This window comes from Halanaerobium hydrogeniformans, from assembly GCF_000166415.1.
Lineage (GTDB): Bacteria > Bacillota > Halanaerobiia > Halanaerobiales > Halanaerobiaceae > Halanaerobium > Halanaerobium hydrogeniformans.
The window spans coordinates 2,403,390-2,425,424 of the sequence record NC_014654.1; the positions used below are offsets into that span (position 1 = coordinate 2,403,390).

Consider the following 22,035-nt stretch of genomic DNA (forward strand, 5'->3'; position numbering starts at 1 on the left):
TAAAATAATTTAAAAAACCCTTATCTTTTCGGCAAGATAAGGGTATAGTTTAAGCTATATAATAACCTTACTGTTCTTGTGACCGAAGAGACAGTATAAAATAATTCGGCAGGTCTCCTGGCTTCTGCTCAAAAAGACTTATACCTTCCCTGTTAATTAAAATTAACAAGTGGTTAAAAAAGTCTTTGCAAATAATCACTTAGATGATTATTTAAACAGTTACAGTGGCGGGCCCGCTCAGGTTTTTCACCTGATTCCCTATTCTCCCTTAACTATAGTTAAGGGCACCCAATTATTAGCAAATATTTAGTTTTGTGTTCAAAGAAAAAAATAATTCTTGATTTATAATAAAATAGTAATACAATATAGTTAGAAAAGCTCTTTTTTGCCTTTATAAAAGAAAAGGGGGAAAATCATGAAAAAAAATCTTACTTTTACTAAAATTGCAAACAGTATAGCTTTCTTTTTAACCCTTCTCATTAATTTTCTTGCAAATTATTTGCCTCTAAACAATATATCTACCGGAGAAGTTTCTGCAAATTACCAAAATCCATTTACACCAGCGGGTTTTACTTTTTCCATCTGGGGGTTGATATATCTTCTTTTATTCTTATTTATAATCTTTCAATTCAAAAACAGTGAGCAAATTAAAGAAGGTTTTTCAACCGGTCCATATTTTGTGATTGCTTCCCTGGCTAATATTAGCTGGTTATTTCTCTGGCATTATCAGTATATTTATCTTTCAATGTTGGTTATTTTAATTTTACCCTTGTCTTTATTTCAAATATTTAAAAGAATTCATAACTATGATAATTATTCTCTTAAAGAGTATCTTAGTCTAAAACTTCCCTTCAGCATTTATACTGCCTGGGTTTGTATTGCCTCACTTGCAAATTTGATGGTTACTCTAGTCTACTTTAAATCTGATTGGCCACCTAACTTTTTAGTGATAGCTGCTGCCACAGGAATTTTAATAGGACTATATTTAACAATTACTATCTTAGATAAATATCAAGATATTGCTTTTTCTTTAGTAATTGTTTGGGCCTATCTTGGTATTATTGCTGCTCAATTATCTGCCCGGCAACCTGCTATAGTTGTTATTATTACTGCAGCTTTAGCAATAATTATCATCACAACAAAAAATATTCCATTACTTTTTAAAAGATACTTTAATTAGTTTTTATTTTTAAATTTTAATTCACATATTTTTAAAACATTACTGCTGTCATTAAAAATGCTATTTCACTTAACTCTATAATAGTTCCACAGAGATCACCACTTATTCCACCGATTTTTTTCTTTGACCAATTTGCTAAATAATAAAGTAGTCCGATGTTAAAAACTGCAGCTATAAAAATTATTTTTATATATTGGCTACCAAAAATCAGAACAATAAAGCTTAGTATTATTAGACTCACTAAAAATGCCTGTATAACATCTTTTTTCCCAATCTTGGCTTCTACACTTTTAGCCCATACACTAGCTTCAGCAGCTTTAAAAAGGCCCAGAGCTAAAGCAGCATAAAATCTCGCCATAACTCCCATCATCAGCAAAAATTCAATCTGCGATTTGAACAGCAATTCTTTGAAAAGTAGGTATTTTAAAATTAAAACTAAAATCAATGCTACAACTGCATAAATTCCTGAATTTGAATCATGCATTATTTGAATGGTTTTTTCTCGATCTCTATCTGCAAAATATCCGTCAAAAAAATCTCCTAAACCATCTAGATGAAGTGCACCGCTTAAATAAACATAGAAACTAAGCAGGAGTAAAGCAGTTATCTCTATGGAGAAAACAGCTGCAAAAATAAAATGACTTAAATAAGCTAATAAAGCAATGATCAAACCGGCTATAGGAAAAAACACTAATTTCATTTCTGCAGGATATTCTACTTTGACAGGGATTCGGCTCAAAAAGCTCATTGTGTTTAAGAAATTATTCCAGGCTTTGTTTAAATTACTTCTCAAAGAACTTTAACCTCCTCACCTTCACCAAGATAATTTTTTATTATCTTAAGACCCTCTTTTTTTATTTCTTGAGGCAGGCCAGCACTTACTTTATAAACTAATTCTGCATCTTGAGCACATAATCTTGCTGCACGTCCAGATATGTCTCTAAAATACCTTCCCAGCTTATAAGCAGGTATAATACCCTGCCCAACTTCATTGTGCACAATAATCAAATTTAATTCTTTTTCTTTGGCTAGCTCTATAATTTTTTCTACCTCAGATAAAAGCTGATATTCAATTTCTTGATATTCAGCCTGCTCATATTCTAAAAGTAAATTACTCAAATAAGTAGTTAAACAATCAAAAAGCACAGTTTTGCTGGAGGGTATTTCTTTAATTTTAGTGCTGATATCAAGAGCTTCTTCTATAGTCTCCCAACTGTCAGGACGCTGTTTTTGATGGGCTTTAATTCTAGCCTTCATTTCTTCATCAACTGCCTGACCACTGGCTAAATATATAACATCATCACCAGCTATTTTTTTTGCAATTAATTCTGCAAAAGAACTTTTACCACTTCTTGCTCCACCCAGTATTAAAATTATCCCCATTCTATCCACTCCCATCAGCTAATCTTTTTAGTCGTTTTCTTTACTAACACCGGCCTCTTCGAAAGTTGCCATATCTCTTATAATATTAACTGCTTGATCAAAAAATGGCAGTGCAAGTACTGCACCTGTTCCCTCACCAAGTCTCATCTGGAGATCGATATAAGGTTCAAGATTAAGTTCCTCATAAATCTTTATATGACCGGGTTCCGCTGATTTATGAGAAGGAAATAAATATTTTACAACTCCGGGGCATAATTTGTAGGCTGTTAGTGCTGCTGCAGCTGAGATTAATCCATCAATAACTACTGCTTTTTTCATTGCTGCTGCTCCCAGCATTACTCCTGCCATACCAGCAATTTCTAAACCACCCACTGAAGCTAAAACATCCAGAGCATCTTCTTTGTCAGGCTTATTATAATCAATTGCTCTTTGAATTACATCAATTTTATTTTTTACCCCTTCTTCGTTAAGTCCGGTACCTTTACCCACAACTTTATTTAAGTCTAAACCAGTAAATACAGCCAGAACTGCACTGCTTGGGGTTGTATTTGCAATGCCAACCTCTCCTGTAGATATAATGTCTGCACCTTCTTCTACAGCTTTTTTCGCCTGTTCAATACCTACTTCCAGAGCTCCTACAGCCTCTTCTCTTGTCATGGCAGGTCCTTTGGTCATGTTTTCAGTACCAGCTTTGATTTTAGCTTTGACTAAAAGATCATTATCAATATCTTCTATCATACCGATGTCAACAATTTTCAATTTTGCACCAGAACCTTCTGCTAGAACATTTATTGCTGCTCCATTTGCTAAAAAATTATGTACCATTTGTGTTGTTACAGATTGGGGATAAGCACTAACCCCTTCTTCTGCTACTCCATGATCACCTGCCATAATTATATGAACCTTGTTTTGTAACTCAGGAAAAAGTTCACCATAAATCCCTGCCAGTTTTATAGCCATTTCCTCCAGCTTACCCAGACTCCCCTGAGGTTTTGTAAGTTGATCTAACCTTATTTGAGCTTTATCCATCATCTTTTGGTCCAGTTCATTAATTTCATTTAAAGTTTTTTCAAGTGTTTTCATTCTGTACCTCCATTAATTGTTTTTAATATAGCTTAGTTTAGTTTAGTTTAGCTTTGATTTAATATTTTCTTTAAATTATTAATTAAAAGCTCATTATTTTTACGGTCTTTTATAGCAATCCGAATATAATCATCTTCTAAACCATTATAACTATCACAATTTCTGATCATTATTTTTGATTCTAATAATTTATTCTGCAATTTTTTTGCACTAAGTCCTGTCTCACTAATATCTATAAATATGAAATTAGCATTTGCCTTAAAAACTTTTAAATCCTCAATTTGCTGCAGATTCGAATATAGGTAGTTTTTTTCTGCAGCTATTTTTTTAAAACTTTTTTCAAGGTATTGTTCAATCTCTTTTCTTTCTGTAAAAATAATTTCAGCAGCCAGTTGAGCAAAGTAATTAACAGACCAGGGATCTCTATTTTTTTCTAAGTCTATACTTATATCCTCTGCTGCCAGAGTATATCCCAAGCGCAAACCGGGTAAAGCAAATAATTTAGTCAGCGAACGCATAATAATCAAGTTAGAATACTTATCTAAAAGTTTTAAAGCTGTATAATCTTCAGCAGCCGAAAGAAAGTCTATAAAAGCTTCATCAAGCACAAATAAAATATCTTTAGCACTGGCTGCAGCAAGTATCTCTTCAATTTTATTTAAATTTAACAAAGCACCAGTTGGATTATTTGGATTACAGATAAAGATTAAATCTATGTCTTCAGAAAGCTCTGCAATAACTTTTGTGCTGTCAATTTTAAAATCATTTTCTTTTTTAAGCTTAAAATGACATACTTCTGCACCTATGCTTTTTGCAGCTAGTTCATATTCAGAAAATGTAGGATCTACAACCATAACTTTTTTTGGTTTTAGCACTTTTGTAATCTGATAAATTAGTTCTGATGCTCCACTGCCAACTGTAACACTCTGTTTACTAAGCTGATGATGCTCAGCAATTAATTTTTTAATTCTTTTGGCATTAGCTTCAGGATAATTTTCAATTCCTTTAACATTTCTTTTTATTTCGTCTAAGATAATTTCTGGAGGCCCCAAAAAATTTATGTTTGCACTAAAATCAATTAATTCTTCAGGTTCAAACCCACTCTTTTTTGCAGCTTTGATTAAGTTTCCTCCATGAAGATGTTCCATTATCAACCCTCATTTCTATACCACCTGAAATCAGTTTAACTCTATTTAAAAATTTTAGTTCAGGTAAATTTTCTTTTATTTCTAATAATAGTTCTGTTTCTATAAAATTCTTTGCAACCAGAATTCCAATCAATGTTCCGCTGTGAGCAATATTAACCCCATATATCCCCTCTTTTTGATCAGTTATTTCAACTAATTTTGCAAGACTCTTTTTGGGGAGAATATGCTGATGGGCAAAACTGCTTAATGTTGACGCTTTACCTATCAATCTACAATCTTCTTCTCTAATTCCTTTTTTAAGAATAGAAAGAGCTTTTTTTATTATATCTTCTTTGTTTTTATTTAAAAAAGCAAGTTTTTTGTTTTTATTAAATTTTAGAGAGTCTACCAACCCTGGTTCTTTAAAAAGCATTATATCCATTTCCGGTGCTTCCCCTAAATATTCAGCATCTTTACCACTGCGGTGATTAAAGATATGAAGACCATCAAGAAATACACTGTCACTAGGCTCAATTTTAATCGCAATATTTGTTAATAAATTTATATCTATTTCTCCCTTTAGCAAAATCATTATCGCTGCGAGAGAAGCCGTAATATCAGCTGTAGAAGAAGCCATTCCAGCAGCATTTATTAAATCTGTGTTAATATCTATTTTTATTCCTTTTTTGGGTAGTTCATACTTTTTTAATAAAAGCTCTACAGCTTGTTGGGTTCTAGGTGCATATTTATTTATTTTTATATTTTCAATTGTCTGATCAAAATGAACATTAACCCGACTGTATAGATTAATTGGACAGGATACTAAAAAATCATTGCCATCGATACTGCCTTGAATAAGTTCTCCACAGCTGCCTGGAACTCTAACTCTTACTCCTTGCACAGAAAATCTCCTTTCTGCTTAAAAATACTGATTTTAATTTAATGATGATTTAGAGTTATACTTAAAATATTATAATATCAATAGCTGAATTCCTGTTTTTACAATTGCTGAAACAGCTATGAATATCAAAACTGAAAAATAGATTAATTTATTCATTCTTAAAATATCATTAATCTCAAATTCTTTAATTTTGTCTCCCAGATAAGCTCTAAAACTTTGTTCTCCCTGATAATAATTATAGCCACCAAATCTTAAAGAAAGTGCTCCTGCTGCAGCCGCCTCGGGATAACCAGCATTTGGGCTGGGATGTTTTCCTGCATCTCTTCTCATAATCTTAAATGCGGCTCGAAAATCATAGGCAAAGATAATAGAAGCCGCTATAAAACTAAACCCGGTTATTCTAGCTGGAAAATAATTAAATAAGTCATCTAATTTAGCAGCAGCTCTACCAAAATTAATATATTTCTCGTTTTTGTAACCGAGCATAGAATCAAGAGTGTTAACAGCTTTATAGCTTACCGCAAGTGGAGTTCCTCCTATGAGATAAAAAAACATTGGAGCTATAATACCATCAGAAGTGTTTTCTGCTAAACTCTCTAAAGCAGCTCTTATAACATCTTCTCTACTTGAACTGCTGCAGTCTCTACCTACTATCATATTAACCTTTTTCCTGGCAGTTTTTAAGTCATCCTCTTTTAAGGCAGAATATACTTTTTTACCTGAATCAACAAGTCCTTTTAATGCTAAACAGGAACTTAAAAGCAATAAATTAACGATGTAGGCAAAATAATAATTTAAGAACAAAGCTCCCCTGATAATCAAAGCAGTTATGATATAGCTGCTAGTAATTACAATAATCACCAGAATCAATCCCCAAATTTTTTGGGTTTTTTTGCTTTGATTATTTTTTCTTAGTTTATTTTCCAAAAATTTTATAAGATTACCTATTAAAACAACCGGGTGTGGTAAAAAACTCGGATCAGAAATAATAAGATCAATAATTAGGGCTGCAATTAATAAATATATAGAGCCCATTTTCAAACCTCCCGCTTCTGCTTATATTTAACTGCACTCTGCAGAATATTTTCAACAATTTTAGGATTGGAAGCAAAATGCAAATGAAGATAAGAAGCCAAGACATTGTCATTTACACTGTAACCACCTTTTGAAGCTTTATATTGATAATTTAATTCCTGTTCATTGATAGGGCCAGATATTTTTGAATAATGAAAAACATGTCCTCTAGCTTTTTCACCTTTTTTAAATAATATATTATCACTAATTGATTCAATCTCTCTATAGCCCATTTCCTGCAGACTATCTTCCATTTCAACCTCTAAAGGGAGAATTGAAGTCATAGCATAGCTTTTCCCATTAAAGTTTTTGATACTACTGCATAAATACATCAAACCACCACATTCAGCATAAAGCGGCAGACCAGAATTAACTTTTGAAAGTAAATCTTTTTTAAAAGCTGAATTTGCTGAAAGCTCTTCTAAAAAACTTTCGGGAAAACCACCACCCAGATAAAGAAAATCAACTTCGACTAAGCTTTTATCGGTAATAGGGCTAAAATATATTATTTCTGCACCAGCAGCTTTTAACATATCTAGATTGCTTTGATAATAAAAATTAAATGCCTGATCATATGCAACACCGATTTTTATTTCATTTTCTAATACCCTATTTTTGAAATCATCAGAAATAAAGGACATATCAGAATTTACTGTAGTGATATTTTGCTTCTTTAATTCTGCTAAAGTTAAATTTTTTGCTGAAGAGGCTAAAAGCTTTATCCTCTCAAGATCAATATATTCTTCAATCAAAGAGCTTAATTTTTCGCCATAATCAATAACTCCACTGCTTTCGCCAGCTGGAACTAAACCCAGATGTCTTTCGGGAAGTTCAATTTCTATATTACGGGGCAGATAGCCAAGCACTTCAACTCCGACTTTCTCAGCTTCAACTGCTTCTTTTAGTAATTTATAGTGGCGTTTGCTGCTTATATTGTTGATGATTACACCTTTTAAATTCAATTCAGAATCATAATTTTTATAACCGTAAACAACAGCTGCAGCACTTTGAGCCAATTTTCCTGCATCTATAACCAGTACAACAGGGGTCTCAAGTATTTTGGCAATTTCAGCTGAACTGCTCACAGAATCAGCACCCTTACCATCATATAATCCCATAACACCTTCAATTATAGAGATATCAGCTTCTGCTGATTTTTTTAAAAAGATTTCTTTTACACCTTTTCTGCCTAAAAAATAACTGTCAAGATTATAAGAATTATTTTCACACATTATGGTATGGAAACCAGGATCAATATAATCTGGCCCTACTTTAAAGGGCTGAACATTGAGACCTCTGTTTTTTAATGCTCTCATAATACCCAGAGAAATAGTTGTTTTGCCGACTCCACTTCTGCTGCCTGCTATCAACAGCCTGTTTCTATTCATTACCGAATTCCTCCTCAAATACTGCAAGTGTAATCCCTGAAAACTTTCTCTTATCCATAATTAAATTTCCTTTTCCAGAGCTTAATATTGCTGCAGGTGCTGCTGCTGCAGCAATACCTGTTATTTTTTTTACGAATTTAGATTTTTCGATATTTAAATCTGCTTCTATTTTTTCAATTTCAGTTCTATCAACTATCTCAATATCTAATTTATTTTTTTCTGCAAAATCGAGAATACCCTTTTCGTCTTTTTTAAGATCAATAGTGGCAATTTTTTTAATGCTTTTTTTGTGAAGCTTTAATTCCTGTAATAAATCATCTACAGCTTCAGTGATTTTAAGTTCAGGTACATTTTTTCTGCAGCCAATACCAATAATAATATTTTGAGGAATCAACTGTAATTCATCTTTTTGCAGCTTGAGCTTTTCATTAGAGATGACTACACTAAACTCTGCCTCCTGGCAACTATTATTCATTTTATTTTTTTTATTTCTGCAGTCCTTTTTTTCTCTTAACTTAAGCGGAACAATATTTATCTGCTCATTAGTTTCAATTTCTAATTGATAATCAGTAAATATATTTAACTTCTTTCCATTTACAAGAGCAGCATTGGCATATTTAAGCCTGGTAAATGGTTGGATTTCACAACCGATTCTTTGAGCAAGCAAATCGATTGCTTCTAAATTATGGCAGTCTGTCGCAGTTGTTATTACTGCATTAGCTCCTATTTTTTGAGCAATATCTAAACTTAATTTATTTGCCCCACCTAAATGGCCAGAAAGTGTACTGATGACATTATTGCCTTTTTCATCAATTGTGACAACAGCAGGATCGCTTTTTTTACTCTGCAAATGGGGAGCTATCATCCTTATAACTATCCCAAGTGCCATTACAAAAACAAGCCCATCATAGCTTTTAAAAAGTTCTGCCGTTAAATCCTGAAGTGAACTATAATAATTGTAATTTCCACTCTTTTCTTTCATTTTTTCAGGTAGATAAATTTCAATACCATCCATTTTTTTTAGCAGGTTAAGCGCTAAGTTTTTTCCACCTGAAGTTAAGGCAATAATGGCTATTTTAGTTTCAGCTTTATTGAGCTGCCCCATCAGCTACACCTCCTTAATTATTTTTAAGATACTCGATTAAATTATTAATCTCTTCGAATTTTTGTGGATAAAGAATTTCTGGCCTTTCGATAATTATAATTGGTATATTAAGTTCAAGGGCTGCTTCAATTTTTGTTTTCAGGCCACCCCTATTTCCACTGGCTTTAGTAACCAGCACATCTGCTTTATATTCTTTAAACATGGCCTGATTAAATTCTCTACTAAAAGGCCCCTGTAAAGCAGCTATATTAGCAGGAGTTAATCCTAATTTTATTAATTTCTTAAGGAACTTTTCAGCTGGCAGTATTCTAAAAAAAAGTCTTTCCGTAAAATTATCAATATTCTCTACAAAGATATCTGCAGTTTTAGAACCTGTGCTTAAAAAAATCCTATGAAATTTATCAGCCTCCTCAGCAGCTTCCAGATAATTTTTTACTTTTATCAAAGCTTTATCTGGATAGATGCTTAAATCAAGGCTTTTCCTTTCATAACGCAAATATACTATCTCGCTTTTTTCTGCAGCTAAAATTGCATTTCTGGACAGCTCTTCAGCAAAAGGGTGGCTGGCATCGATTATGTATTTGATAGCATGTTCATTTATGAAATCCTGCATTTCAGCTTCACTTAATCTTTTTCTGATAGCTTTGACTGCAAATTTTTCATCCAGTAGCTTTTTACCATAATCAGTAGCTGCAGTTGCGATTATATTAATATCGATATTCTCTTTTAATTTTTCAATCAGCCGATAACTGTCTGAAGTACCAGCAAGTATCCAGATCATATTTTATAACCTCTTGGTGTAATTATTTTATTAGCTGCAACATAGGTATTTGAATTACCAATTATAACTGTTGTCAGCATATCAACTTTTTCTAAAGGTAGCTCACTAAGGGTTGTAATCATAAGTTCTTCTCCATCTCTGCCTACACTTTTTACAATACCAACCGGTGTGTCTGGACTCCTATGTTTAAGGAAAATTTTCTGTGTTTCTTGCAGCTGCATTTTTCTTCTGCTGCTACGAGGATTATAAAGGGTGGTAATAAAATCTGCTTCTGCAGCAGCCTTTAGTCTTTTTTTTATCTGATCCCAGGGAGTTAAAATATCACTTAAACTTATCACAACATAATCATGCATCAGGGGAGCACCCAACACAGCAGCTGCAGCATTTGCAGCAGTTATACCTGCTATTACTTCAACCTCAATTGCAATATCATTTTTTGCAATCAGTTCAAATGCCGGTCCTGCCATTCCATAGACTCCAGCATCACCACTACTGATAAGAGCTACCTTTTTACCTGCAGCAGCCAGCCCAACAGCTTTTTCGACTCTTTCCATCTCTTTTCTCATTCCAGTAGAATAAAGCTGCTGTTTTTCTCTTGTTAGCTCTTTTATACATTCAATATATTTTTTGTAACCAACAATAACATCTACTTCATTTAATACTTGATAAGCCTTGCGGCTAATATCTGCTAAATTACCCGGTCCAATTCCAATTATATATAAGTCTTTATTTAACTGCATTTAATCATCCTCTCTGCTAGCAACACTTTAAAAAATATCATTCTGAAAGTAATTTATTTAACTTTTCTGTATACTTGTTTTGTACTCCATCATATTCTCCGAGGCCTTTAAGTTGTATTTCTACCTCATAACCTGCGTTTTCTAAAATATTTTTCCAGCTATCATTAGCTTCTCCAGCCATATCATTTTGCGCATGATCTCCAGCTACAAGCATGAGAGGAGCAAGCTTTACTTTGTTGTAATTCTTTTTCTCAAGTTGTTCAATCACTACCTCTATCTCAGGGTAACCTTCTACAGCTCCAACATAATAATTTTCCATACCTCTTTCTTTTAAAACATAATCTAGGGCAGCATAATCTGAATTAGCCGCATGAGAACTGCCATGTCCCATTAATACAACAGCCTGGTCTGGCTGAACATTTTCTATTTCATTTTTTAGTATTTCTGCTAGCTCAAAATAATCATCAGTTTTAGATAAAAGAGCATTTCCCCATTTCAATGTTCTAAAATTATTTTTAAAAGTTTTTACAGTCCGAATAAGCTCATGTAGTTCACTGCCATTAATAATATGAAGTGGTTGAACAACTACTTCCTGATAGCCTTCTTCATACAATTTTTTTAAAGCGATCTCAGGATTATCAATTATTATTTCATCCCTTTTTTGCAATTTATTAATGATCATCTGGGAAGTAAAAGCCCTTTTTAGATCATATTCTGGAAACCGTTTTGCTATTTTTCTTTCACATGCCTGAATAGTTTTTTCTCTTGTTTCATGATAACTTGTACCAAAACTAACTACCAGAATAGCTTTTTTTTCAGCTCCTGCAGATCTATACTCATGGGCAAAGTTTTTATCATATAGTTTTGATTTTGCATATTCTGGGTCTAAAAAATCTCCAACCATAATTAAAGCAGTTTTTTTAATACCTGCTGATTTTACTTTGTAAGCAATATCTGCTAAAGTGCCACGAATAATCGATTCATCAGGCCAGGAAGCTTTGGCAACAACGGCAGCAGGAGTATCGTGAGTATATCCTTCTAAAAGTTCAGCAACCACTTCTTCTATCATCTGCACACTCAAAAAAACAGCCATTGATGCCTGATGTTCAGCAAGTCGAGAAAGCTTTTCTTTTTCAGGTACAGGGGTTCTTCCAGCCTGTCTGCTGAGAATTACTGTCTGTGATACCTCCGGTAGAGTAAGCTCTGCAGATAATGCTGCTGCTGCTGCAAGAAAGGAACTAACACCTGGGATTATCTGATAATCTATATTGTTTTTCTCTAATAAATCTATCTGCTCTTTAATTGCTCCATAAATGGAAGGATCTCCGGTATGTATTCTGGCCACATTTTTATTTTCAGCAGCTGCTTTTTTTATTATCGAAATCACTTCTTCAAGACTTAAAGAAGCACTATTATGAATATCTGCTTCAGGATTATACTCTAAAATTTCAGGATTAACCAGAGAACCAGCATAAATTATAATCTGAGAATCTTCTACCGCCTTTTTACCCTTAATTGTTATTAATTCGGGGTCACCCGCTCCTGCACCAATAAAATATACTTTCATCTAAATCCCCTTCCTTTTGACAATCATTAAAGTTAAATAGTCAATTTCCTCATTATTTAGTACTTCTATATTAGTTGTGTATTTTTCTTCTTTTAAACCACATTTGCTGCCAATAAGCACTTTGTCTTTTAAATTAAGTTTCTGCAAAACCGGATAAACTTTAGCAAAATTTCTGCTTAATTTTAAGATAACTACTGTATCAAAAATCGAAAATATTTTTTCAAGCTGTACCTCATCTTTTAGATTAGAAATTATAGCTATATTTTCCTTTCCTTCAGCAAGAGGCAGATTTTGAGCAGATGTACAGGCTGCTATAGAATTGATACCAGGAATTGTATTTATTTCTACTCCAGGCTGCCATTTTTGAATTTTTTTCATTATATAAGTATAAGTGCTGTATAAAAAGGGATCTCCAAGGGTTATAAAAGCTACTTGATTATCCTCTGTTAATTTTTCATTAATTCTCTTAGCTGCTTTTAAACGTGATTCTTTTAATTTTTTAAGGTCTTTTGCCATTTCAAAATTTAAATTTATAACTTTATTTTCTTTTTGCAGCAGAGAATCTTCAAATAAAGTATCAATAATATTTAAAGCATTACTCTCTGTGCTTGCAGCAGAAACAGGAGTAAATATGTAATCAACTTTTTTTAAAGTTTCTAGAGCTTTTAGAGTCAATAATTTTGGATCACCAGCTCCAACGCCAATTCCGTACAGTTTTGCAGACATTATTCTTCCTCCTTTTGAGCACTTATAATATAGACTGGATTTAGGGCTTTAAACATATGATAATCCCCTACTTTATTGGTTTTAGTCACAGAAACATTGCTAATATCTATTTGATAATTTAGCTGCTCAAATTGAGATACGGCAGTACTCAGTGTATTTACAGTTATAGCTGTTAAAATAATTTTCCCATCTTTTTTTAAGTTTTTATCTGAATGAGATATTATTTCTTTTAAAAAACCACCACTTCCACCAATAAAAATTCTGTCAGCTGGTGGTAATTCTTCAAAACCTTGAGGAGCTTCTTTTTCAATTATCTTTACATTGTTTAACTTAAATTTATTACAATTCTTTTTTATTAAATCAACTGCTTTTGCTTTTTTTTCAACTGCATAAATCATACCAGTTCTTGCTTTAAGTGCTACTTCAACAGTTATGCTGCCACTTCCAGCACCAATATCATATACAATATGGTTTTTCTGCAATCGCAATTTTGATATTACAACAGCCCGAATTTCTTCTTTAGTCATCGGCACTTCCCCCCGAACAAAATCTTTATCAGGTATGCCGGCAGTTATATACTTCCATTCACTCATTGTGATTCACCTTTTTCTGTATTGTCTAAAATTATCATCACTGTTAGTTTAGAAAATGATTTCTGGCTGATTTCTTTTAAGCTTCCTGCAGTTATTTTTTCATCTGCATAGGATAAATTTTCAAATACATATACCTGTTTCTGTTTAATACCCATTTCCAGCAAGTATTTTGCAATTTCTGAAGGAGGAAATCTATTATCAGTAAATAGTCCAACCTTAGGATTATCCCTAATTAATCCCAGGACTATCTCTTTGTTTTCCGGACTACCATGCAGACTGCTGATCTGCAAATCATTCCAGCTCAACTTTATTTTTGCAGCAGCAATCTGTAGTGAACTAATGCCTGCTATAACTTCAAGTATTTCAGACCCAAGTTCTCGCTTAAGGTAATTAAGTAGACTATAAAGACCTGGATCTCCAGATACGAGAACTGCAATACTTTTGTTTTGATAATTTTCTAAAATATATTTTTTTATTTTATTGAGTTCAGAACTGATTTTGATTTTTTGTTGTTCAGGATCATTAAAAAGTTTTAAGGCTCTTTTACCTCCGATCAATACATCAGCTGCTTCTGCTATTTTTTCTGCTTTTTTAGTTAAATAATCTCTGTGTCCTGGTCCTATACCTAGTACATATATTTTATTCAAAATCAAAGTCCTCCTCTGCTCCTTTAGATACTGCAATTATCCCATCTTTGAAAGTAAATATAGCAGCATTAAGTTCTATTTCTTTATCTATTTTTTCTGCTGCCCTTAAAGCAACAGCTTCAACTATACTATTTAAAACATATTTCATTTCTTTTTTTATCAGATAAGCAGCTGATTCTTCAGCAGTATTTTGGGCAAATATATCCTTGATAATTTGCTGATTAGCACCAGATAGTGCTGCATGAGCAGCAATTATTTCTTTGCGGCCATCCGCCTTTTTGCTATGGGTGTTAAATATACCACCTGCAACTTTAACGATTTTTCCAATATGACCAAAAATAATGATCTCTTCTAGGTCAAGCCCGGAGCTCTGCTCAAGCATAAAACCAACAAAATTACTCATCCTTATTATCTGTTCTTCTCTCTTACCCAACTCAAGCAATCTATCTCTACCATTATTACCAAAAACAAAATATAATTTTTTCTCTCCTAAAGCAGCAGATTGTTTTAATTCAACAGCTAGTGATTCTTTATAAGCTGATTCTGACATTGGCTCAACTATTCCACTGCTGCCAAGTATAGAAATCCCTCCTTTGATACCTAGCCTGGGATTAAAAGTTTTTTCTGCCACCTCTTTACCACCCGGAACAGAAATCGTAAGTTTAAATTTGTTTTTCTGAGGGAAGACTTCCCTAACTGCTTTTTTAAGCATTTTTCGAGGAGTGGGATTAACTGCTGCAGAACCTACGGGTAGTTGTAACCCTTTTTTAGTTACTATACCAACACCCTCACCAGCAGCAATATTAATAATGCTTTCTCCAAGATCTTTATCATAATTCAATCTCTCTAATAAAACATATATTTTCAAACCATCTGTTACATCAGGATCATCACCGGCATCTTTAACAACAGCTGCTTGAGCTCGCTCAGGATTATACTCGGCATCAAAAACATCCATTTCCACCTGTAGTCCATAAGGAGTATTTATTACTACTTGAGATACCTGCTCTTGATTAAGCAACATCAAAGCGGCAGCTTTTGCCGCACCTGCAGCAGCAGTACCGGTAGTATAACCAAGTCTGTATTTTTTTCCTCCTTTAGTGATATACTTTTCAAAAGTCATCCTTAATCTCCCATCATATATAGAATAGAATTGACAATTGAAGCAGCAATAGCACTACCTCCCTTTCTACCTTCTAAAGAAATATGAGGAATATCGCTCTGCATAAGTTCTTCTTTCGATTCTGCTGCCCCAACAAACCCAACTGGAGTTCCGACTATAAAATCTATTTTTAAATTTTCTTCTTCATTTAATCTAAGCAGTTCAAATAGTGCGGTTGGTGCATTACCTATGGCAAATATCTTTTTACCAGGTAATTTAGCCGCTTTTCGGACAGCCATTATCGACCTTGTCAGACCGGTTTTTTCTGCTGCCTCCATTACTTTTTCATCTCTAATAAAACATTTAAGTTCCCCACCATATTGGGCCAATTTTCGTTCATTTATTCCTGATTTAAGCATTGTTACATCTGTAATAATATCTGCACCTTCTCTGATAAGCTTTTGAGCTTTTTCAGCAGCTCCCGGTGAAAAACTCACCTTAGTTGCTAAGTCAGTATCTGCAGATGCGTGAACTACTCTTTTGATCGTCTTTCTTTCTGCCTCTGTACAGTTTAAATTTCCAATTTCTTCATCAATCATTCTCATGCTTTTAGCTTCTATTTCTCTAGGATTATTTTCTTCCATCATTTACCTCCTTTAAAAGCAGGGGTTTTTTTACTTTATTTTTCAATCCCCTTACGCGCTTTAATGCCTTTTTTAAAATAATGTTTTATCTCTTTCATTTCTGTAACAAGGTCTGCATATTCGATCAATTCTTCTGCTGCATATCTTCCGGTGATTACAATCTCAATATTTTCTCGGCTTTTTTCTAGAACAGTAATTAATTCACCAACAGAAAAAAGATTATAGTGAACAGCTATATTCGCCTCATCAAGTATTATAAGATCATATTCTCCTTTTTCTAGTAGTTCTTCTACTTCTTTTAAACCCTGTCTAGCTGCTGTTTTATCTTTCTTTGAACTCTTTCCTTTTATAAAATAATTATGGCCGTACTGTTTTAAACCAATGTTTTCAATTTTTGATATACTTTTTAATTCACTGTACTGCATTCCTTTAACGAACTGGGCAACAAACACCTTTTTATCAGCTCCTATTGCTCTAAGAGCTAAGCCTAAGGCAGCTGTTGTTTTGCCTTTCCCACATCCAGTATAAACATGTACCATAGCTTTCATAAATTGATCCTCCTTGGGGCATTGCAGGCAGAAATAAATTCTCTCAAATGCTTTTAGTTCTCAAAGATTATTTTATAAAATGATTCCATATCAATATATTTTCTAAACATATCTGCCAGATAATTATAATTTTCTTCTCTAATTTCTAAGGCGCTTTTGTTATCACCCTCAGGACGACTTAAGCCTTTCTTTTTAAAAAGATAGATTATTAAAGCTTTTCTAAATTCATCATTTTTGAAAATATCATGAATATATGTACCCCAAATATTACCTTTTTCATTAATCGCACCATCAGACTGGCTTTTTGATTCAAAATCTTTCATTTTTCGCTGAAGTCTAAAAACAGGTTTAACATTAGAATCTCTGATAGTTCTACCCTGATGAATTTCAAACCCACTTAGATTTTTAAAGACAAAATCAGTTTCGAAAGGCAAATTCTTTGCTGAACTAGCTGTTATCTGATTTGTCACTTTTTCTGCTGCTAACACTGTTTTAATATTAAGCAGATTCAAAGCTTTTATACTCCTTGAACTTATTTCAAAATTTTCAGGATCTCTAATTTCTTTACCAAGCATCTGATAGCCACCACAGATCCCGATTATATCTTTACCTTTTCCGGCAAGTTCCTTTATTTTATCAGCCATTTTTGAGCTGTAAAGATATTTCAAATCTTTAATAGTTGTTTTGCTCCCAGGTAAAATGATTAAATCAGGGTCAGCAATTTCTTCTACCCTTCTGATATAGCGGAGCTGCACTCCTTTTTCAGCCTTAAAATAATCGAAATCAGTAAAATTAGACATCTGAGGATAGGCAACCACTACAATATCAAGCTGATCATTTGCACTGTTAAAAACATTGTTTTCTAGGCTATCTTCAGCCGGAAGATCTAGATCTTCTAAATATGGCAAGACACCAAGTACCTGCTTAGAAGTGTGTTCTTCAATAAGTTTTACTCCATCTTCAAACTTTTTAGGATCACCTCTAAATTTGTTAATTATAATCCCTTTGACTCTCGCCCTTTCTTCTTCAGTTAGGAGTTCAAGAGTTCCAATAACAGAAGCAAAAACTCCTCCCTTATCAATATCTGCAATTAAAATCACAGGAGACTCTGCAAGTTCAGCAGCCTTCATGTTAACCAGATCTTTATCTCTTAAGTTCACTTCGGCAGGGTTCCCACCACCTTCAAGTACTATCACCTTATAATTATTCTTTAATACAGTTAGGGATTCTTTTATTATCTCAAGCAATTTATCCTTAGAGGCAAAATAATCGGCTGCATTCATGTTTTTATATAGTTTTCCCTGCAATATTACCTGTGAATTATTATCTGCATTTGGCTTTAAAAGAATTGGACTCATCTCTACAATTGGCTCAACCTGAGCAGCTTCTGCCTGGACTGCCTGGGCAACCGCTATTTCTTTAGCATCTTTTGTAATCCAGGAATTTAAAGACATATTCTGTGATTTAAATGGTGCCACAAGATATCCATCCTGAGCCAAAACTCTACAGGCTGCTGCTGTAATTATACTTTTCCCGGCATCTGAGGCTGTACCCTGAAACATAATCGCTGCTGTCATAATTAACTCCTTTTGCTTAATTCTAAAAGTTTATCTACATCTACCTTGCTTTCCACAACATCTGCTAGCCTTTCAAGTTCTTTCTGTAGGTTTTCTTGATAAGAATTTTGAGAACCTGTATTTGCTTGATCTAAAAAAAGATTCTTCTTATCTTTTAAATAATTAATTAAAGATCTGCGAAAACCATCATTGTCAAACAGACCATGCAGATAACTACCAAAACAGTTGCTTTCAATAGCAAAAGCACCATCCATTATTTTTAATTTTTCTCCAGAGCGTTTCTGCAGCTCAAATAATGGCTTGCTCTTTTCTAAATATTTTGTGATTCCCATATGAATCTCATAACCCTTTAATTTTTCATTGAAATCAAAACTAGAGAAAAAATCTGTTTTTTCTAAATTCTTATTCAAAACTGCTTCAACCTGGTGGGTTGTTTTACTTGCTAAAAATTCTGTCTCAATAGGAAGCAAATTTAAACCTTCCATTTTTTTGCTGCCACCTTCTGTCTGCTGTTTATCATAAAGATTGCGGCCAAGCATTTGGAAGCCTCCACAAATACCCATAATCAGTGTACCTGCCTTGGCAGCAAGCCTTATCTCTTTAGCTAAGCCTGAACTCTTTAAAAAATCTAAATCTTTAGTAGTTGTTTTAGTACCAGGTACAATAATCAAATCAAAACTATTTAATTTTTGGGGTTTTGCTATATATTCTAAGTAAACATCAGCTTCCATTTTCAAACTATTAAAATCACTGAAATTAGAAATATGAGGCAGCCTTATTATTCCAATTTTTATCTTATCATTACTATTTTTTTGATTTATTTTTTTAAGAGATGCTGAATCTTCTTCAGGAAGATTCAAATCTTTTAGATAAGGAATTACACCAAGAACTTCTTTGCCAGTATATTCTTTTAAAAAGCCAAGAGCGGGTTTTAAGAGCTCAAAATCTCCTCTAAATTTATTTATTAAAAGTCCTTTGACTAATTTTTTTTCTTTTTCAGAAAGAAGCTTTAAAGTTCCTACCAGGGAAGCAAGTGCTCCACCTCGATCAATATTGCTGATCAACAGGACAGGAGAATTATAGATTTTTGCTGTAAACATATTTGCAAAATCTGGGCCACTGCGGTTTATTTCAGCAGGACTACCAGCTCCCTCAATAATTATAAGCTCATTTTCCCGGCTCAATTTCTGCAGAGAATTTGTGATCGTTTCTGCAAAAATTTCTCTATAATCTTCTTTTCCTTGAGAGTAATAAATATTTTTATCTGCTTTTCCTCTGATTATAACCTGGGTCTGGCCATCACCCATGGCTTTGATCAAAATTGGCTGCATATCTACCTCAGGCTCCCGCCCGGCAGCTTCAGCCTGCAGTGCCTGGGCAATACCTATTTCTCCTCCGTTTTTTGTCACATATGAATTAAGCGACATATTCCAGGCTTTAAAAGGAGTAGTTTTTATTCCCTTCCGATTAAAAATCCTGCATAAAGCTGCTGCAAAAAGGCTTTTACCAGCATCTGAGGAAGTAGCTTGGATCATTATTGTACCTGCTCTGTTTTTCACAACAATCTTCTCCTTTAGCTATACTTATAATAAGATTTGTTAAATCTTTCACCTTTATTTAAGTGAATTACCAAGCAATTTAGATAAAATTAGAGTCATACATTATGGAAATTTTCTAAAAACTAAGAGAAAAATAAAAAAACTCAACCCTAAGGTTGAGTAAAATGATAGCTAATCATAAAAAATATGATTTGCAAAGAAAATAAAATGCTTATAATTAAACTTTATGAGCACTATTAATTCCTGTTTCCCGAGGATTAGATAGAAATACAAAAGGCAGGTCTCCTGACTCCTGACATTAACAATTAAATTTATATCCTTCCCCAGTAAATACTGAGTGGATGTATTTAAATTTAATCTGTCAGTTACAGTGGCGGGCCCGTACAGGTTTTTCACCTGTTTCCCTATTCTCTTTCAGCCGTAACTGAAAGCACCTTGATGTATTATTATATTTGATTTTTTGATATACTAGTAGAAATATTATTAGAAAAATTATTGTTATCTATTTTACTTTATTCAATGCTTTTAATAAATATCCTGCAAAAAAAATCAAATTTATTTAAAACTGCCAAGAAAACTCCATCCAAGCTATGCATTAGGTGGAGATGAATTGGCTATTTATTCTGATTTTCAATATACTTTTTAATTGTCTCAATAGTAGCACCACCAGAAGATACAATAATGATATTGTAGACTATAAACAGAATGATAATTGTTATTTAAGTCTCTATCCATAAAAATCAAACCTCCATTTTTTCTTTTACAAGCAAACATATGTATGATATAATTATAGTAGGATGGAGGTGAAAAATCAATGCGATTATCATTTAAATTCAAGCCTAAATTAAGCCATAAGCAATTAGTAATAATTAATGAATTAGCCTGGCATTGCTCTAAATTATATAATACAGTCAATTATCAGATTAAAAATAATAAAGATGTAAAAGCTGTCTATACTGAATTAGAAACTAGATATAAAAATAACTGGCATAATGACTACCTTCACTCCCATAACAGACAGCAGGCATTAAAGCAGTTAGCTCAGGACTGGAAAAGTTTTTTTAATTCTCTCAAAGATTATAAAAAGAATCCTCAAAAATATAAGGGTCAGCCAGGATCACCTAATTTTAAACATATGAACAGTAATCCCTGTGAAATAATTTTTACCAATCTGGCTATTAGAATTAAAGATAACAAATTACTCTTATCCTTATCTAAAAAGATACAATCTAAATATAATGTGAAGGTCACTAAAGCTTTTAATTTATAATACGCAAGGAAAGCTTTAGTATGACCGTATTCGATTTGGCCGCTGTTCAGTAGATCTGGAAAAAATAAATAAAAGTAACTATGATAAATCCAGAAGAATTACTAGAGGTCTCTTTAAAACTAACGAGGGCCTATTAATTAATGCTGATCAGAATGGTAGCTTTAATATACTTCGTAAATATCATAACGATAAATGTATTCTCAGACCTATCAAAGAGGCGAGAGATAATGGATTTGTGGACAATCCTTCAAGATTAAGGGTATCCTAAACTATTAGGAGCAAAACTTAAAAGCCAAACATCTTGTAAACTGACCTAGTAATATAGGTTGAACTTTAATCTATATGAAGCAGTTAGAAGCTCCATCCGACGCGAAGCTAGTATCTCTTTTGATGCAAATCTTGGTTTTGATTTAGGTGGAGAGGTTCACTTAAAATTATTAGAGTATAAAAGATTTAGCTTTGTCAAAACAGCTACTTCTCCAGTAAATTTAATTTCTGTCAGAGAATTATTCTCAATCTGAAACTGCCAGAATCTCTTTTTTGGTACTGCCATTATTTCTGTTAAATAAGTTTTAATAACTCCACCATGGGTTACTACAATAATTTTTTTATCCCTGTGTTTTTTTAAAACACTTTTAAAAAAGCGATTTACTCTCTCAGTAAAATCACTTATCTTTTCTCCTCCAGGAGGATTATTTTTTAAAAAATCTTCTTGCCAGGCCTTAAATTCATCAGGATATTTCTCTTCTATTGATTTAAAGTCAAGTCCTTCCCATTTACCAAAATCTAATTCGCGGATTTCTTTACTTTCAATTATTTTTTTATTCAGCTTATCTGCGATAAAACCAGCTGTATCTTTTGCCCTTTTTAGATCACTACAATAAATATAATCATAGTTGAGATCTTTTAACAATTCTGCATTTTTCTTAGCATTTTTTATACCTTTTTCGTTTAATTCTGTATCGCTATGCCCTTGAAAAATCAATTCTTTGTTCCAATCTGTTTCTCCATGTCTAATTAAAAGCATTTTTGTTGCCACT

Annotated in this window: 22 protein-coding genes and 2 riboswitches; of the genes, 2 read left to right on the forward strand and 20 right to left on the reverse strand. The window is 33.1% G+C overall.

The annotated features are described in order from the left end of the window. Positions 1 to 90: 90 nt before the first annotated feature. Positions 91 to 307, reverse strand: a riboswitch (cobalamin riboswitch). Positions 308 to 415: 108 nt separating this feature from the next. Next, complete coding sequence (locus tag HALSA_RS11210; RefSeq protein ID WP_013406666.1) at positions 416 to 1,180, forward strand: hypothetical protein; 765 nt, start codon at positions 416 to 418, stop codon at positions 1,178 to 1,180. Positions 1,181 to 1,211: 31 nt separating this feature from the next. On the opposite strand, the gene cobS is transcribed toward HALSA_RS11210, so the two are convergent. The 19 genes from cobS to HALSA_RS11305 all read right to left on the reverse strand — a co-directional run bounded on the left by cobS (position 1,212) and on the right by HALSA_RS11305 (position 19,725). Beyond that, the gene (gene cobS / locus HALSA_RS11215) at positions 1,212 to 1,973 is read right to left on the reverse strand and encodes an adenosylcobinamide-GDP ribazoletransferase (RefSeq protein WP_013406667.1); all 762 of its coding nucleotides are present in this window, start codon (positions 1,971 to 1,973) and stop codon (positions 1,212 to 1,214) included. Beyond that, positions 1,970 to 2,563: a bifunctional adenosylcobinamide kinase/adenosylcobinamide-phosphate guanylyltransferase gene (cobU, locus tag HALSA_RS11220; RefSeq protein ID WP_013406668.1), complete on the reverse strand. Its 594-nt coding sequence runs from the start codon at positions 2,561 to 2,563 to the stop codon at positions 1,970 to 1,972. Before cobU ends, cobS begins: the two co-directional genes overlap by 4 nt. A gap of 27 nt (positions 2,564 to 2,590) precedes the next feature. Continuing rightward, positions 2,591 to 3,646 carry a nicotinate-nucleotide--dimethylbenzimidazole phosphoribosyltransferase gene (gene cobT, locus HALSA_RS11225; protein ID WP_013406669.1) on the reverse strand — a complete coding sequence of 352 codons (1,056 nt, stop codon included), beginning with the start codon at positions 3,644 to 3,646 and terminating at the stop codon, positions 2,591 to 2,593. A 47-nt stretch (positions 3,647 to 3,693) separates the two neighbouring features. Further along, entirely contained in the window at positions 3,694 to 4,794 is a 1,101-nt protein-coding gene (gene cobD, locus HALSA_RS11230; RefSeq protein ID WP_013406670.1) for a threonine-phosphate decarboxylase CobD, read from the reverse strand. Then, positions 4,739 to 5,674 carry a GHMP family kinase ATP-binding protein gene (locus HALSA_RS11235; RefSeq protein WP_013406671.1) on the reverse strand — a complete coding sequence of 312 codons (936 nt, stop codon included), beginning with the start codon at positions 5,672 to 5,674 and terminating at the stop codon, positions 4,739 to 4,741. The genes cobD and HALSA_RS11235 overlap by 56 nt, the downstream gene beginning before the upstream one ends. Before the next feature lie 69 nt (positions 5,675 to 5,743). Next, the gene (gene cbiB, locus HALSA_RS11240) at positions 5,744 to 6,709 is read right to left on the reverse strand and encodes an adenosylcobinamide-phosphate synthase CbiB (RefSeq protein ID WP_013406672.1); all 966 of its coding nucleotides are present in this window, start codon (positions 6,707 to 6,709) and stop codon (positions 5,744 to 5,746) included. 2 nt (positions 6,710 to 6,711) lie between these two features. Continuing rightward, positions 6,712 to 8,136 carry a cobyrinic acid a,c-diamide synthase CobB gene (locus HALSA_RS11245; RefSeq protein ID WP_013406673.1) on the reverse strand — a complete coding sequence of 475 codons (1,425 nt, stop codon included), beginning with the start codon at positions 8,134 to 8,136 and terminating at the stop codon, positions 6,712 to 6,714. Beyond that, the gene (locus HALSA_RS11250) at positions 8,129 to 9,241 is read right to left on the reverse strand and encodes a cobalt-precorrin 5A hydrolase (protein WP_013406674.1); all 1,113 of its coding nucleotides are present in this window, start codon (positions 9,239 to 9,241) and stop codon (positions 8,129 to 8,131) included. Before HALSA_RS11250 ends, HALSA_RS11245 begins: the two co-directional genes overlap by 8 nt. Positions 9,242 to 9,254: 13 nt before the next feature. Then, positions 9,255 to 10,022, reverse strand: coding sequence for a precorrin-6A reductase (gene cobK / locus HALSA_RS11255; RefSeq protein ID WP_013406675.1), 768 nt, complete (start codon positions 10,020 to 10,022; stop codon positions 9,255 to 9,257). Next, positions 10,019 to 10,762 (reverse strand): precorrin-3B C(17)-methyltransferase, encoded by a 744-nt coding sequence (gene cobJ / locus HALSA_RS11260; protein ID WP_013406676.1) that lies wholly within the window; start codon positions 10,760 to 10,762, stop codon positions 10,019 to 10,021. The genes cobK and cobJ overlap by 4 nt, the downstream gene beginning before the upstream one ends. A 37-nt stretch (positions 10,763 to 10,799) precedes the next feature. Then, positions 10,800 to 12,329: a precorrin-4 C(11)-methyltransferase gene (gene cobM / locus HALSA_RS11265; protein ID WP_013406677.1), complete on the reverse strand. Its 1,530-nt coding sequence runs from the start codon at positions 12,327 to 12,329 to the stop codon at positions 10,800 to 10,802. Next, on the reverse strand, positions 12,330 to 13,055 hold the full coding sequence (gene cobI, locus HALSA_RS11270) for a precorrin-2 C(20)-methyltransferase (RefSeq protein ID WP_013406678.1): 726 nt from the start codon (positions 13,053 to 13,055) through the stop codon (positions 12,330 to 12,332). It abuts the gene before it with no gap. Further along, positions 13,055 to 13,648, reverse strand: coding sequence for a precorrin-6Y C5,15-methyltransferase (decarboxylating) subunit CbiT (gene cbiT, locus HALSA_RS11275; RefSeq protein ID WP_013406679.1), 594 nt, complete (start codon positions 13,646 to 13,648; stop codon positions 13,055 to 13,057). The genes cobI and cbiT overlap by 1 nt, the downstream gene beginning before the upstream one ends. After that, the gene (gene cbiE, locus HALSA_RS11280; protein WP_013406680.1) at positions 13,645 to 14,295 is read right to left on the reverse strand and encodes a precorrin-6y C5,15-methyltransferase (decarboxylating) subunit CbiE; all 651 of its coding nucleotides are present in this window, start codon (positions 14,293 to 14,295) and stop codon (positions 13,645 to 13,647) included. Before cbiE ends, cbiT begins: the two co-directional genes overlap by 4 nt. After that, positions 14,288 to 15,418 (reverse strand): cobalt-precorrin-5B (C(1))-methyltransferase CbiD, encoded by a 1,131-nt coding sequence (gene cbiD / locus HALSA_RS11285; RefSeq protein WP_013406681.1) that lies wholly within the window; start codon positions 15,416 to 15,418, stop codon positions 14,288 to 14,290. Before cbiD ends, cbiE begins: the two co-directional genes overlap by 8 nt. Positions 15,419 to 15,420: 2 nt before the next feature. Beyond that, on the reverse strand, positions 15,421 to 16,041 hold the full coding sequence (locus HALSA_RS11290) for a precorrin-8X methylmutase (protein ID WP_013406682.1): 621 nt from the start codon (positions 16,039 to 16,041) through the stop codon (positions 15,421 to 15,423). 35 nt (positions 16,042 to 16,076) lie between these two features. Then, a complete protein-coding gene (locus HALSA_RS11295) occupies positions 16,077 to 16,589 on the reverse strand; it encodes a cob(I)yrinic acid a,c-diamide adenosyltransferase (RefSeq protein WP_013406683.1) in 513 nt (170 codons plus the stop codon). Positions 16,590 to 16,642: 53 nt separating this feature from the next. After that, the gene (locus HALSA_RS11300; protein WP_013406684.1) at positions 16,643 to 18,166 is read right to left on the reverse strand and encodes a cobyric acid synthase; all 1,524 of its coding nucleotides are present in this window, start codon (positions 18,164 to 18,166) and stop codon (positions 16,643 to 16,645) included. A gap of 2 nt (positions 18,167 to 18,168) precedes the next feature. Beyond that, positions 18,169 to 19,725, reverse strand: a complete 1,557-nt coding sequence (locus HALSA_RS11305) for a cobyric acid synthase (protein ID WP_013406685.1) — start codon at positions 19,723 to 19,725, stop codon at positions 18,169 to 18,171. 258 nt (positions 19,726 to 19,983) lie between these two features. Beyond that, a riboswitch (cobalamin riboswitch) is annotated at positions 19,984 to 20,179 on the reverse strand. A gap of 360 nt (positions 20,180 to 20,539) precedes the next feature. On the opposite strand from HALSA_RS11305, the gene HALSA_RS13080 reads away from it, so the two are divergent. Next, the gene (locus tag HALSA_RS13080) at positions 20,540 to 20,995 is read left to right on the forward strand and encodes a hypothetical protein (protein ID WP_238524756.1); all 456 of its coding nucleotides are present in this window, start codon (positions 20,540 to 20,542) and stop codon (positions 20,993 to 20,995) included. Between the two features lie 424 nt (positions 20,996 to 21,419). Here the strand turns inward: HALSA_RS13080 and cobC are convergent, their stop codons facing one another. After that, positions 21,420 to 22,034, reverse strand: a complete 615-nt coding sequence (gene cobC, locus HALSA_RS11315; protein WP_238524757.1) for an alpha-ribazole phosphatase — start codon at positions 22,032 to 22,034, stop codon at positions 21,420 to 21,422. Position 22,035 lies beyond the last annotated feature (1 nt).

Coding starts and splice junctions, on each gene's coding strand:
- HALSA_RS11210 (WP_013406666.1), top strand. CDS start 416: ATGAAAAAAAATCTTACTTTTACTAAAATTGCAAACAGTATAGCTTTC.
- cobU (WP_013406668.1), bottom strand. CDS start 2,563: ATGGGGATAATTTTAATACTGGGTGGAGCAAGAAGTGGTAAAAGTTCT.
- cobT (WP_013406669.1), bottom strand. CDS start 3,646: ATGAAAACACTTGAAAAAACTTTAAATGAAATTAATGAACTGGACCAA.
- cobD (WP_013406670.1), bottom strand. CDS start 4,794: ATGGAACATCTTCATGGAGGAAACTTAATCAAAGCTGCAAAAAAGAGT.
- cbiB (WP_013406672.1), bottom strand. CDS start 6,709: ATGGGCTCTATATATTTATTAATTGCAGCCCTAATTATTGATCTTATT.
- HALSA_RS11245 (WP_013406673.1), bottom strand. CDS start 8,136: ATGAATAGAAACAGGCTGTTGATAGCAGGCAGCAGAAGTGGAGTCGGC.
- HALSA_RS11250 (WP_013406674.1), bottom strand. CDS start 9,241: ATGGGGCAGCTCAATAAAGCTGAAACTAAAATAGCCATTATTGCCTTA.
- cobK (WP_013406675.1), bottom strand. CDS start 10,022: ATGATCTGGATACTTGCTGGTACTTCAGACAGTTATCGGCTGATTGAA.
- cobJ (WP_013406676.1), bottom strand. CDS start 10,762: ATGCAGTTAAATAAAGACTTATATATAATTGGAATTGGACCGGGTAAT.
- cobM (WP_013406677.1), bottom strand. CDS start 12,329: ATGAAAGTATATTTTATTGGTGCAGGAGCGGGTGACCCCGAATTAATA.
- cobI (WP_013406678.1), bottom strand. CDS start 13,055: ATGTCTGCAAAACTGTACGGAATTGGCGTTGGAGCTGGTGATCCAAAA.
- cbiT (WP_013406679.1), bottom strand. CDS start 13,648: ATGAGTGAATGGAAGTATATAACTGCCGGCATACCTGATAAAGATTTT.
- cbiD (WP_013406681.1), bottom strand. CDS start 15,418: ATGACTTTTGAAAAGTATATCACTAAAGGAGGAAAAAAATACAGACTT.
- HALSA_RS11290 (WP_013406682.1), bottom strand. CDS start 16,041: ATGGAAGAAAATAATCCTAGAGAAATAGAAGCTAAAAGCATGAGAATG.
- HALSA_RS11295 (WP_013406683.1), bottom strand. CDS start 16,589: ATGAAAGCTATGGTACATGTTTATACTGGATGTGGGAAAGGCAAAACA.
- HALSA_RS11300 (WP_013406684.1), bottom strand. CDS start 18,166: ATGACAGCAGCGATTATGTTTCAGGGTACAGCCTCAGATGCCGGGAAA.
- HALSA_RS13080 (WP_238524756.1), top strand. CDS start 20,540: ATGCGATTATCATTTAAATTCAAGCCTAAATTAAGCCATAAGCAATTA.